The sequence below is a fragment of the Rhodococcus sp. OS5 genome (assembly GCF_056837585.1).
Genome location: NZ_CM166368.1, coordinates 4,274,355 through 4,288,187 on the forward strand (window position 1 = coordinate 4,274,355; position 13,833 = coordinate 4,288,187).

The following is a 13,833-nucleotide window of genomic DNA, read 5'->3' on the forward strand; positions in this document are numbered from 1 at the left end:
TCGCTGTCTATGCTTGCGAAACACTGCCTTCGATCGGAGATATACCGCGTGAGCATCGACCACATCGTTTCCGCAGTCGACGGCGATGCTGCCGAGCGAATCAAAACGGCCCTGACCCAGAGAGCCGCAACCTCGGCGGACACGACCACGCTGGTGTTCGACGGCGTCCGGATCGAGATTCCACCGTCGGTCGGCGACGCCGTCGTGCAGCTCCTGACCTACCTCGCTGCCGGGGACAGCGTCGCCCTCGGGCCAGTCGCAGAGCTCCTCACCACCTCGCAGGCAGCAGAGATCCTCGGCGTTTCGGACACGTATGTGCGCAAACTCGCCGACGCCGGGAAACTCCCGATCGAACTACGCGGCACCCACCGCAGGTTCCGCCTCGACGACGTGATGGCTTACCGCGAGCAGTTCCCCAAACGCGCCTAGCTCTTCGCGTACATTCCTTCGATCTCTTTCGAGAACCGATCGACGACGACATTGCGCTTGATCTTGAGCGTCGCTGTCATCTCACCGTCTTCCTCGGTCAGATCGCGATCGAGAATGACGAACTTCTTGATCGACTCTGCATGTGAGACAGCGGCATTGGCGTCGTCGACGGCCTTCTGCAGCTCCGCTCGAAGGTCCTTGTCGTCACGTAGTTCGGCGACGGTGGCACCAGAAGGCTTGCCGTTCTCCGCCTTCCACTTCTCGAACACCTCGGGGTCGACGGTCAGCAACGCCGTGATGTAGGTCTTCCCGTCGCCGACGACGACTGCCTGCGAGACGATGGAATGCGAACGGATACGGTCTTCCATCGGGCCGGGCGAGACGTTCTTGCCGCCCGCCGTCACCAGAAGATCCTTCTTGCGTCCGGTGATGGAAAGGTAACCTTCGCTGTCGAGTTCACCGAGATCACCGGTTCGCATCCAGCCGTTGACGAATGTCTCTTCGGTGGCCTTGTCGTTCTTCCAGTATCCCTTGAAGACGACTCCACCGTTGAGTTCGATCTCGCCATCCTCGGCGATGCGAACCCCGTTGCCGCCCATCGGCTGTCCGACGGTTCCGATCTTCTGAGCACCCGGGACGTTGACGCAGTGCGCTGCTGTGGTTTCGGTGAGGCCATAGCCTTCGTAGATCGGAACTCCGAGCCCACGGAAGAAGTGCCCCAGTTCAGGAGTGAGGGCGCCGCCGCCGGAGATCGCGAACCAGCACTCGCCGCCGAGAGCCGCGCGAAGTTTCGAGTACACGAGCTTGTCTGCCACTGCGTGCTTCACCTTCAGGATCAACGAGGGACCGCCCTTGTCGAGAGCCTGGCTGTACTCCTTTGCAGTGGCTTCTGCGAAGGCGAAGATCGCGCCGGGAATCTTTCCACCGGACTCCGCCTTGCGTGCTGCGCCGTCACGAACTTTTTCGAAGACACGCGGAACACCGAGGATGGTGTTGGGCTTATAACGCTCGAATTGGGTTGTGATGGTGGCAAAGTCGGACCAGTGCGCCTGCGACGCACCAGCTTCGAACGTCGCAAGGGACACCGCGCGGGCCAGTACGTGCGCGAGCGGGAGGAAGGTCAGGACTCGGTTTCCCGGAACCGCCACCTTGCCGATCGATGCCGTGAGAATCCCGCGCACCTCGGACAGGAAGTTACGATGCGTGAGGATGCATCCCTTGGGACGGCCTGTGGTGCCGGAGGTGTAGACGAGTGACGCCAGATCGTCGGCCTTGATGCCCGCGAGTCGCTTCTTCAACTCGGTATCGTCAACGTCGGCGCCCTGTGCGGTCAGCTTTTCGACTGCTCCGTCGTCGATCTGCATGACGGCCTTGAGAGAGCTTGGCGCGTCCTGGAACAGCTGCTCGTGCGCGCCGGTTTCGACGATCGCGATGACGGCCTCGGAGTCTTCGAGGATCCAGCTGACCTGCCCCTGAGACGACGAGTCGTAGATCGGAACGGTAGCGGCGCCGGCAGCCCAGATGGCGAAGTCGAAGAGCGTCCACTCGTATCGGGTCGCGGAGAGGAGTGCGACGCGGTCGCCTGCCTGCACCCCGGCTGCAATGAGACCGTTTGCGACGCCGGTGACCTGCTCGGCGAACTCTTTAGCCGTTACATCTACCCAACCCTCGCCCTTGGGTCGGGAGAACACCGTCAGTTCGGGCGTGCGCTCGGCGTGAGTGAAGACGGTGTGCACCACGGACTCATTGTCGGAGATGGTGAACTGGGCTTTGGCGCTGTACTCACTCACAGGGTGTCATCTCCGTTGGTCTGCGATTCGATGCTGATTCTGAAGCGGTGGAGTGCGCGGGCGAAGTCTGCGACCTCGGACTCGGTCCAATCGTGCAGCCTGCCGGCGACTTGGTCGAGCCGACGCGCGTCGGCGGCGTCGAGGTATTTGCGGCCAGCCTCCGTGAGGTGCAGCGGATTGCCCTGACGAACGGATCCCGGATCGGCATACACCCAGCCAGCCTCGATGCACCCGCGCACTTGGCGCGAGATGGTCGAGCGGTTGACGCCGAAGACTTCGGAGATCTCCGTGGCCTTGCATCCGTCATTGCGGCCGATGAAGGAGAGGAACGAATGCTGGGCGATCGACGGGTGGTCATCGGAATGCCGATCCCCCGTCATCAACTGCCGCGTCAGGTGCACCAGCTCGTCATGAACCGCTGGTGGACCGGTGAGCGCCATTGCTCCGTCGTGTTGCACTGGGCAACTATAACGCTGCCCCCAGTCCCGATTGCAATATGACCGCCGCCACCGACAAGAAGTCCGTCGGTGGCGGCGTGAAAAGTTAGACCAGATCCTCACCGTTGCGGCGAGCAGTTGCCCAATCCTTGAAGAATCCCTTGCTGATGACTCCCAGCACGACCAAGACCAACGCCGGCCAGATCAGAACATAAATGGTCAGTAGAGCTGTACTCATTCGTAGCCCTTCCACTTGTCTCGACGGTTACTTTCCGGACGCTCCCACGGCAGGAAGCTCGTCATCGTCGAAGTCTCCCGTCCGCTGCTTGATCAGTTCGAAATCGAACGTCTCACGCTGATTGACGGACATCGCAAAGCACACGACGGTACTGACGGCATAGGCCACCAAAGAACCGCTGAGCGTTGGGTAGTCGTGCAGGAAGCCGATTGCGAACGGCGCGGACAGCACGATCGCCAGGCCACCGACGATCTGCGCAACCTTCAGGCCGAAGAATCCAAATGCCATGAGCCCCAGCACCACTCCGATACCGACAACGGCAACGATGTCGGAGAAGATCCCGAACATCCCATCCATCGGCACCCAACTGAATCGGACGGGCAAGAAGGCGGCAAGCGCCACCAGAACCGACACAGTGAAGGCCTTGTTGGTGACCTTTCCCCAATAGAAGCTCGCGATAACCGGGAACACCAGCGCGCCCCACAGCGCGCCGACGAACACCAACAGATCAAGAATGCTCAGTTGCAGACTTGCCAAGGAGATAGCCGCCGCCGTGGCAACTATCATCGTTACTCGGCCGATGAGCAGCATCCGTCGAGGGTTCGCATTGGCCTTGCCTGCGACGGCTTGGCCGTACACGTCGGTCATCACGATGGACGAGAGCGCAGCAAGGTCCGAGTCCGCCGTCGATGACAGCGCGCCGATGATCATGACAAAGAAGACAGCCAGCAAAATTCCGGGCAGGTACGACGCGGCCATCTGCGGAATCAGATTGTTGACGTCACCATCCATCGGCTCGATTCCGAGGTATAGAGCGAGAACACCCAGCATTCCGACACCAATGACCGTTGCGCCGTATCCGACGGTTGCGGTGATGAAGGTGGGCTTGATCAGGTCTTCGCGGACCGCGAACAGACGTTGGGCAATGGTCTGGTTGCCGATTGCGTAGGCAAGAACTGCTGCGATGTACGGCGCGCCCTGCTCGAAGAAGGCAACGCTCGAGAAGAAGTTGCCCTGCTCAGCAGTGAGGTTGCCTGCCCCGGATTCGAAGGCTGCCGGGAACCCTGCCGCAAAGAAGATGAACGGCACCAAAACCGCTACCGCACCGAGCATTCCGATCAGCTGAACGAAGTCGGTCAACACCGAAGCGCGGAAGCCCGACCACAGTGTGTACAGCAAAACGCCCAGCGCAACGATGAACACACCCTGGATGAAGTTGAACGGCGAAAGTAACGCGATCAGCAGACCACCAGCGAGGAAGTTCGACATCAAACTGATGAGACTGCCGACGATATTGGAACCCGCGAGCATCAGCTGACTCGAGCGTCCGTGCCGCGCGTACATGACCTCAGCCAGCGTGTGGGCTTTCGGTGCCACTTTACGAATTCGCTGGCCGAACGGATAAATGAAGAGAATCATCAACGCGCCCCACAAACCGTAGTGAATGGGGCCGGAGATTCCGTAGGTGTAGCCAGAAGTGGCAGATGCGTACATCGACGACGCCCAAATCCAGGTGGCCGTCATACTCGCGGCCGAAACACCAAATCCTAATTTGTTTCCGGCGGTCATAAAACCGTCGGCATTTTCCTGTTTCTTACCAATACGAAGAGAAATCAGAAATGTTCCACCATAAAAAGCAACAAGCAGTGAAACAATTACCAAGGTACTGAACTGGACCATGTCGGACCCCGTCACATGCCACATCCTTCGCACATAATCGGCAGAGCAAAGCACAAAACCCCTGTTCAGGATCTTTGCGCTTCGTTTCTGCACGCCCTAGGAGCGACCGCCATACCAACACCGGTCACATATTCAATTGACTAGCAACACGCACTTCGTCTTTTCGGAAACCCAACCTCCACAAAATAAATCTTCTGCGCAAGCTTTTGGCTCGACCACGCAATTCAACAACTGAGAATCGACCATAGCATGATGGCAATTTCGAACAAAAACTCCGATATTTTCCCACCCGAAAATATTCATGTTTCCGCCGCAGTAAAATCGTGCGCTTCCAGCGCATATAACAACTCCGCATCGATTGAAATCGATGCTCGATTCGATCGCATACCTACATCGACAGGACCATCCTGGCAAACCGTCGGCCCCACTCGGGATCGGCGGAAACATGCTGGTCCAGCGGATTGGAGACAATCGCCCCGATCATTCGCAAGTACACGAGAGTGTCTCGCACCATCCACGTCCAATCGTCGTCCCCGAGTCGTGTTCCGTCTGTTGTCGACCAACCCAATGCCGTGAGGCCTTCGATCATCACTTCACTACGTTCGGACTCCGACAAGCCGGCAGCCAACGTAAGGAACAGAATTCGGCCGGCTTCCTGCGCCAACTCACCCTTTCCCAACGGCATGGCCGACACGATGTGACGCCACAGCTCGCCTTCATATGCAAGCACTGACGCGCCGAGTCGAGTCAGAAGCAATGTGCCTCGGAGTTTCCGGACAAATCTCAGTGTCTTTGCGACTTCAACGAGTACTGCTAATTGCGAGTCACTCCCTGCCGTGACACCGATCCAGTCGCTGCCCCAATCGAGTTCGTCTCGGGCGGCCGCAACATGGTCCGAAGGAAGTGCCCCGGACGCCGTCAAAACAATCCCACCACCTCGCGCGGAGTTCAGCAGCCACAGCAGTTGGCGGGTTGCTCCTTCACGCATCACCTCGAAATAGTTGTCATATCCGCCACGAAGCTCCGCTTCGGCAACTGCGGCAAATAGTTTCGGCGCGGAATGAACAGACAAGCGGCGCAAGAACTTCTCGAACAGCGAGCTTCCCACAGGCGGCGATTTATGCAGTGCCACTGCAATGGTGACTGCTGCATTGGACTCTGCGGGAACAAAACGTTCGGGATCGAACAGTCCGGTACTCGCCTGCACATTCAGGAACTCGCGATACCCGATCGGACCGCCAGAATCCTCCGGCGGGCACGCTCTCTCGCCGTCGAGACAGGATGGCTCAGGAATCGGCTGGTCTTCGACAATCTGCTCGAGAACCAACGTGTGACTCCACCTCGCGCGGGCGTTGTACTCATAACGGACGTACTCCCGTACCGCGGTAACTGCCTCGTCGATCCGGACTTCGTCCTCACCAAACTCGTCTTCCTGGTATCCGTCGCGCTCGATCACATCTGGCGCGATATACCGATCTGGGCCATTGTCCGTTGAATGATGGACACTCACCCACTGATGAGCGTGTTGATCTCCCCACCCCATCACCGCCTGCACAATCGAATGAAGTTGGTCCAGTTCGATATTCGACGGAACCGAAAACCGTCTCCAAATAGGCGGCGTGATGCAATCGAGTTCGATCCGCATGACAAAGTTCGCCGCCTCCGGCCGTCGACGCTGATTCCGCATCTGCCTCGGCGTAAGGACCTTCATCTGGCTTTGCGCCGCTTGATATGCAGCTACCAAACGCAGATGTGAAGCTCGCCGAACTCTCTGACCCGTCATGCATGGAGGCTAGATCTACCTACCGACAGCCGAGATACTCACTGCCACAAGGCTGTCCGATTTGTCGGGGCTCGCATCACGTCGCTGGTCGGCTGTTAAAGTCCTGATCGCGCGGACCTGCCCAGGCATTTTCAATCATCCACTGCGCGGACAATAGTGTGCGCCGATTACCGTAGACCTGACAGCTACCGCACGAAAACAGTGCCCAGCGCCTGCTCGGACTGGCACAGAACATGAGGATCCATGAGCGACCAAGACACGACCGCCGACCAGCCCCTCCACATCAACGGCGCAATTGCCTTGGTGACGGACGAGCGCGACGAATTGGTTCGCCTGTGCGTTCAAACTCTCGCCGAACTACTGGGCAGTGAGCCTGCCACCGATGACGACGGCGACATTGTCGTGCCGGTTCACGGGTTTGTCGTCTACGTAACTGTTGCGGATGACGGCCCTCAGATCAACGTCTGGTCCTCGGTCCTGACGGGCCTCGGCAATCCCTCGCACGCTGCGACTCGACTGATCGAACTCGCGCAGGAATGGCCACGCCTGCGCTTCGCCTTCAGCGGCGACCACCTACTGGTCTCCACGATGCTCGACGCCGATCCCTTCGCTCCGCAGCATCTGCTGAACCTGATCGACGAGGTTCACGACTTCACTCACGAACTCGACGACGATTTTGCTGAATCCTTCGGAGGGTCCCTCGACTGCGACGCGGATGACGACAGCTACGCCGGCGAATGCACCACCGGTGGCTGCGGCGGAGACTGTGACTGTGCGTGCGGCGATGATGCAGACGGCGAGCTCAGCATCAGGGCGGTCACCTCGACGCCCAGCGAGTAAGCAATAACCCACGGCTAGTATTGCGCGCGTGCATCTCTGCGATTGCAGAGATGCACGCGCGCTGACGTTTGTTGCCACTTTCCAGTACCGCCGGAAGCGACAACATCCAGCCTTCGGCGGCGAACGCTATTCCGGTCGATACCGTGAAATGCAAGCGCGGCTATCTCGTTACGGTCCGCCAGCCGGCCGCGTTCGCTGGTACCAGGCGCGAACCTACGATCTGCGCATCCTCGACCGTGACACCCGGCGTTGCAGTTTCGCTCCTCGCAGCATTCATCTGGCTAGCCGAGGTATCGGAGTCAGGTAGCTGTGCCTTGTGGATCGAATATTTCAGGGTCTAGACCCTATTTCTCAAGAGGCGCAGACAGGGCGAATGCGCAACGCCCAGCCTGTTCTGAAATTCGCAATCCCTCGTTCATCAGTCACAGACAATAAGAGATCTCACATGAAAAGTATGCGAAACGATAGTGGGAATGTGCCGCAAAACGCCTAGACACTGCAGACCAGTCAGTGCCATGCCCTAACGTAATTAATTTGATCGTACGGAGTTGGAATCTTCGTCCGGGTAAATTGTGGAATACGATTCGGAGGAAAAGTGAACGAGCGTGAATCAGCACGGGACCGATGCCGTACGGAAGTTGATGGCATCTCCATCGAACTTCATACACACCCCGCCGTGAACCTGGCTCTGGTCCACAACGGAGTACCGCTGGTACGGGGGCTCTCGATCACTAACAACTCCGATTCGCCCGTCGTCGATATGAAAGCAACCGTACAACTGCACGGTGCCGGCCAGGAACTCTCACCGGCTCGAACTGACATCGTCGACGGTTCTCTCGCTCCCGGTCACGAGGCGTTCTGGGACGACTACGCGGCCGTCGTGCCAACTGTTCCGCACCTTCGAGAACTGAACGAGAGCTACCCTGCCACCATCGCGGTCACCGTCTCACGCCTTTGGGGCGATGACATCGCGTTGAATGTGCCGATTAGAGTTCTAGCCCACAACGAGTGGTTCAATGCCCCCGAGTTCTTCGATTCACTGGCAGCCTTTGTTCAGCCAAACACCCGAGCTGTGAGCAATGTTCTCGACGCCGCGTCCGAGCTTCTTGGCAACCTCACCGGTTCCACCTCACTCGAGGGGTATCAGCGCGGACCACAACGTGCTGCAGAGATCGCGGCAGCAACCTACGAAGCCCTACGCCTCCGTCAGATTCGCTATATCGATCCGCCTGCCTCGTTCGAAGGAACGGGCCAGAAGATCCGAACGACGGCACAGGTACTCGATGAACGTTTCGGAACGTGCATCGATCTAGCAGTCACCTATGCAGCATGTTTGGAAGCGGCCGGACTGCGACCGGTCATCTGGCTTGTCAAGGGACATGCATTCGCTGGATTCATGCAAGAAGAAGCTCACCTCTCACACAGCGTCATTCTCGAGTCGAACGCGATAGCCAATCTCTTCGATTCCGGAAAAGTCGTAGCCGTCGAAGCTGCATACTACGACAGCAGCCCCGAAGGATCCTTCAAAAATGCTGTGGCACATGCTAGACGCCACTTCTCCCAGCCGGACGACCTCCATGGACTTGTCGCGATCGCATCCGCCCGCAAGGACGGTGTGCGGCCGCTTCCAACCTTCGACGAATTCGCATCGCCAATATCCGAGCGCACCGCCGCCGGCAAAATTCAGCCGGACCTCAGCCTGCCCGATAACCTTCTCACTAAACAGAATTCGGTTGACACGGTCTTCGATGCAACTGACGCTTCTCCCCCACGAGTTCAGAAATGGAAGCGATCCCTGCTTGACCTCAGTACACGGAACCGTCTGCTCAATTTGAAAGAGTCGCGGGAAGTTATCGATCTCCATGTCCCCATCGGCGGACTCGCATTACTCGATGATTTGGTGCATGCAGACGTTCCCATTGAGCTCACTCCCCACGACGAACTGAGTTCGATCCACGAACTCCAAGGCGCACGCCAAGCCCAAGACATCGATGATGCAACGGTTCTCGACTATTTACGCGACCGAAAGCGAATCTATGCAGTCGTCAAGCACGACGTATATACAGCCCGACTCAAGCACCTGCAACGCACCGCGCACACCATGTTCGAGGAGACCGGCAACGCCAATCTCTATCTGACATTCGGCGGATTGATGCATGCCACCAGCACCGGACGGCCAGCGCGAGCTCCCCTATTTTTGTTGCCCGTCAAGGTTACTGGCGGCTCTGGGCGCAGCCCCTTCAGGATTGTGGTCGACACGTCCGGCACATCAACACCAAACTACTGCCTCGTCGAGTGGCTACGGCTCAAGCACAGTGTCTCGATTCCTTCTTTGGAGACGCCACCTCTCGATGAGAGCGGCATAGACATCGACGCAGCTCTCAAGGGCATTCGCTCGGCGATGATCGAGCACAACTTGGATTTCCGCATCGATGAAACTGCGTCACTGGCCATTTGCCAGTTCGGAACTTTCGGCATGTGGAAAGACCTCGACGATCACTGGGACCTTCTCGAGCAGAGCCCCATCGTTCGTCATCTGACTCATCATGCTGGTGAGTCGTTCCGAGATTCACGTCGCCCGGACGGTACCGAGATTGAAGCTGTACCGGTCAAAGAACTCGACGTGCCCGTCCCAATCCCTGCCGATGGCTCACAGCTCCGTGCAGTGGCATTGGCAGCGGATGGTCACTCCTTCGTCCTGGAGGGCCCTCCCGGTACCGGCAAGTCACAAACCATCACCAACCTCATTGCGCACACTCTGGCTCAGGGCAAGACCGTGTTGTTCGTAGCCGAGAAGCAAGCCGCCCTCGAGGTGGTGAAAAAGCGGCTGACAAAGGTCGGCCTGGCCGAATTCACGCTGGACCTACATGGAAAGAGTCAGAGCGCTAACGCTATTCGCGCTCAGCTGAAGACCGCGATCGATCATTCTGTTCACTACAATCAGCGCGCCTGGTCAGCAAAGCTCGCTGAGTTGCGGGCCAAGCACGTCCCGCTCGACGACTATCCGTCCAAGATTCACACCGAGAACGGCGTCGAGCACACACTGTGGACTGCCTACGACACAGTCCTCAGCCTTGGCGACGGCCCGACGGCCACAATTCCTGCGCCTTATGTTGCGTCCCCTAAGGTCAGCGTTCGAGCAGTCACCAACGCATTGCAGCAATTCGAACGTGCTGCCCGGTCGGTCACGATAAATCGCGTCAATCCGTGGACCATCGTCGGAGCGATCGATCCGGCAGCATCGGAAGACTCGTTCCGCTCCGCTTCGGCGCAGATGAACTCCGCACTTGCGCTCGTACAGCAGACCCCGCCTGCTTTGCGGATCATCGAGCGGATGCGCACTCCCGCCGAGATCGAGGTCTTGTTGCCGCAGGCCCGCCGGCAGTCGAACTGGATGATCGCCGACCCGACCGTAGTCGAGCGCATGCAGGGCACCCAATGGACAACGTCCCGCACTTCACTACTCAGTGAGCTGACCCTGCTCCAACAGCAATGTGCGCCACTCACTGCAGTTTTCATGCCGAACTTCATCGGATCTGGTTCCGTCGAACCATTAATCGTAGCGGCCGAGGAGGTCAGCAAGGGCATATTCGGCAAAAAGAAGCGAACCGAGCAATTCATCCGCGATGTTGCACCGGCACTATTGCCTGGCGTGGCGATCGATCCGGACACCGCATTGCCGTTGTTGCGATCGATTTCCAGCGCACGCGAATTGACTCGACAAACTGTCGAACACATGCGCACCCTGCTCGGGCCATTTGCTCCCCCGGTCTGGAACCCTTTCAACGCTGACGCAGCACAGCAACTTCAGCCGGCGTTCGACTTCATCGATATGTCAGGTGACTACATCCGCGCACACCCGGGCATGTGGCGGATCCTGGTCGAGTCCGGTCTTGTGTCCCAACAGAACATCGATGCGCTCGCAGCGGTGTCACAAGCGTGGCTCAACTGGAAGAAACTCCTCGGGTTCAGCGACGCCGAGTTCGACCGTTGGTGTGATGAGTCCCATTGGCTGTCCGCGTGGGGTCGCGACTCAGAAGCCTGGAGATTTTCGATCGATGCAGACGCGGGAGCGTCCGTTCGCAAGTGGTCGACAATGTCGACATTCCTCGAGCCACTGCAAACTGCCGAGCTGAATGTCTTTGCCCATGAACTTCTCACGGGCGCTATCAACTCTTCGGACGCTGAAGTCGCTTTCATCCGTGGCCTGGCAGTTGCTTCGCTGAACGAACACAGAAGAACGCAGGGACTCACCAATTTCAACAAGGCCCTCAAGGATGGCGAGACTCTCGACTACGCCCGAGCCTCGGCGGCTCAACGCGAGGAACAGATCGCAGCCCTGCCCGCTGCATTGCTCGACCGACGCCTATTCAAGGCCGGTGCGCTGTCTGGCGAAATCGGGCAGCTTCGACGCCAACTCGATGCCAAGCGCGGTGGAACCACCTTCCGTCAGTTGATGACTCGCTACTCAGACCACATTTTGGCAGCAACGCCGTGCTTCTTCGTCAGCCCCACGTCCTTGGCTCAGTTCGTGCCGCCGGGATCAGCCACATTCGACGTCGTTGTATTCGATGAGGCCTCGCAGGTCACTGTCCCTCAAGCCATCGGCGCGCTGGGCCGCGCCCGCTCGGCCGTGATCGTCGGCGATTCGCAGCAAATGCCGCCGACTGCAATCGGCCAGGTGACCGCAAGCGATGGCGACGATGTCACTGAAGATGACGAGGTCATACCGGAGGATCTCGAGAGCATTCTGACGGAGTCCGTTGAATCTGGGGTTCCACGGCTGTGGCTATCCTGGCATTACCGGAGTCAAGACGAATCTCTGATCGCCTTCTCCAACCGCAAGTACTACGAGGGACGCCTCGCGAGTTTGCCTTCACCTGGCGGCGATGCCACAGCTGGCGTCGAATGGCGAAGAGTGCCGGGACATTTCAATCGCGAGACTAAACAACTGCACCGAACCAACATTGTCGAGGCGGAAGCGATTGTGGCCGAGATTCGCCAGCGCCTGTCGAATGCCAATCTGGCGTCTCAAAGCATCGGCGTCGTCACGTTCAACGCACAGCAACAGACCCTGGTGCTCGATTTGCTCGAGAAGACCGGAGACCCATTGGTCCTCGACCAACTGCGCACCGACAAGGAAGACGGAATCTTCGTCAAGAATCTCGAGAACGTGCAGGGCGACGAGCGAGATGTCATTCTCTTCACAACGGCATTCTCGAAGAAGCAGGACGATTCGAAGATGCCACTCAACTTCGGTCCACTGACTCGTACTGGTGGCGAGAAACGATTGAACGTCGCCATTACCCGTGCCCGCCGAAAGGTTGTCATCTTCACCTCGTTCGAGCCTTCGGACATCGATCTTTCACGCACCAAGTCGGTTGGAATGGCGCATCTTCGCGGATATCTGGAACTCGCTGCACAACCTGATCGCTCCGGCAACGCCTCGTCCCAACCACGCCCCCAGAACACGTCCGATCAGATCCAGGAGTCGATCTGTGAAGCCTTGCGCCAACAGGGATACGAAGTCGAAGCAAATTACGGTCTGTCAGACTTTGTTCTGGACATTGTTCTTCGTGAACCAGAATCCGAATGTTGGCAGGTCGCAATCCTGCTCGACGGGCCGGCGTGGGCTGAGCGTCCGACGGTCGCTGACCGCGATCTGACACCACAGCTTCTCGAGTCGATGATGCATTGGGGAGCTTCAGTTCGCGTGTGGCTTCCCAATTGGATCGACAACCCCGAATCCGTTGTCCAACAAGTCAAGGAAGCGCTGACCAGATCGAAGCTCCGCATGGCCGAACGGCAAGCCCAGATCGACGCCGCAGCACTGGCTCAGGCCGAAGCTATCGCTGCCGCTGCGCTGGCTGAACTCGAAGTGTCGATATCGGTCGACTTCTCAGCCGACAACACCCGCTGGCTGAAATCGGATGAGCCCGACCACCCCGCTGAAGTGTCCGACGAACCCGTCCTGATCGGTCGGATGGCTGCAGCTGATACGCCCCCTGCCAGTCCTGTTGCCCGGGATTGGGATGGACGCGGAACCACGTATCTGGAGGCGCCCACAACAACGCTCGGACCACGCGGTGATCTCGATCGCGTGGATTCACCCTCGGTTCAGCAAACGATCCTGAGTGCAGTGCGGGAAACAGTAAACATCGAAGGCCCGATCTCGATGGACCGTTTGGCCCGTGACGTCGGCCGGCGCTTCGGTCTCGACCGTGTCTCGGCCGGGAAACGGGAGACGATCGTTCGTTGCATTCCGGCCGAGTTGATCAAAAAATCAGGACTCGGCGACTTTGTCTGGCCGAAGGAACTCAACCCGATTGGCTGGCGTGGCTACCGCACCACCCCGGCCGAGATCACGCGAAGTTTGATGGACATTGCGCCCGAGGAGATCGTGAATGCCATGATGGCGGTCTGTGGTAGCAAGTCGGATGTAGACTCCCTGCATCGTCGAACTTTGGCAGTCTTCAATCAGAAGCGACTGACCACTCCAACCCGGGAACGACTCGACGCTTGCATTCACCTCGGGCTTCAATCCGGTCAGCTGATCAAGATCGATGAGCACTACCGCGCAGGATCGTAGCGCGGCACGAGTCGCTCAATCCGTCAGGCCGCGCTTCCGCTAATGTA

Annotated in this window: 8 protein-coding genes; 3 read left to right on the forward strand and 5 right to left on the reverse strand. The window is 58.5% G+C overall.

All coding sequences use genetic code 11. From position 1 onward, the window contains the following. Positions 1-48: 48 nt before the first annotated feature. Complete coding sequence (locus tag ACVZUB_RS19910; protein WP_030536813.1) at positions 49-429, forward strand: helix-turn-helix domain-containing protein; 381 nt, start codon at positions 49-51, stop codon at positions 427-429. Here ACVZUB_RS19910 and ACVZUB_RS19915 read toward each other — a convergent pair. The 5 genes from ACVZUB_RS19915 to ACVZUB_RS19935 form a co-directional block, all read right to left on the reverse strand. Next, a complete protein-coding gene (locus tag ACVZUB_RS19915; protein ID WP_030536812.1) occupies positions 426-2,219 on the reverse strand; it encodes an AMP-dependent synthetase/ligase in 1,794 nt (597 codons plus the stop codon). The genes ACVZUB_RS19910 and ACVZUB_RS19915 overlap by 4 nt on opposite strands. Next, a complete protein-coding gene (locus ACVZUB_RS19920; protein WP_007726042.1) occupies positions 2,216-2,659 on the reverse strand; it encodes a MarR family winged helix-turn-helix transcriptional regulator in 444 nt (147 codons plus the stop codon). Before ACVZUB_RS19920 ends, ACVZUB_RS19915 begins: the two co-directional genes overlap by 4 nt. Positions 2,660-2,762: 103 nt before the next feature. Beyond that, on the reverse strand, positions 2,763-2,894 hold the full coding sequence (locus ACVZUB_RS19925) for a putative transporter small subunit (protein ID WP_003941363.1): 132 nt from the start codon (positions 2,892-2,894) through the stop codon (positions 2,763-2,765). A 27-nt stretch (positions 2,895-2,921) separates the two neighbouring features. Further along, on the reverse strand, positions 2,922-4,574 hold the full coding sequence (locus ACVZUB_RS19930; RefSeq protein WP_172436616.1) for a sodium:solute symporter family protein: 1,653 nt from the start codon (positions 4,572-4,574) through the stop codon (positions 2,922-2,924). A gap of 388 nt (positions 4,575-4,962) precedes the next feature. Beyond that, positions 4,963-6,261, reverse strand: a complete 1,299-nt coding sequence (locus tag ACVZUB_RS19935; RefSeq protein ID WP_482628542.1) for a plasmid pRiA4b ORF-3 family protein — start codon at positions 6,259-6,261, stop codon at positions 4,963-4,965. Between the two features lie 339 nt (positions 6,262-6,600). Here ACVZUB_RS19935 and ACVZUB_RS19940 point away from each other — a divergent pair, with 339 nt between their 5' ends. Both ACVZUB_RS19940 and ACVZUB_RS19945 read left to right on the forward strand, forming a co-directional pair. After that, complete coding sequence (locus tag ACVZUB_RS19940; RefSeq protein ID WP_007726024.1) at positions 6,601-7,197, forward strand: T3SS (YopN, CesT) and YbjN peptide-binding chaperone 1; 597 nt, start codon at positions 6,601-6,603, stop codon at positions 7,195-7,197. A gap of 676 nt (positions 7,198-7,873) precedes the next feature. Next, positions 7,874-13,786, forward strand: a complete 5,913-nt coding sequence (locus ACVZUB_RS19945) for a DUF4011 domain-containing protein (protein ID WP_482627683.1) — start codon at positions 7,874-7,876, stop codon at positions 13,784-13,786. The last annotated feature ends 47 nt before the right edge of the window (positions 13,787-13,833 follow it).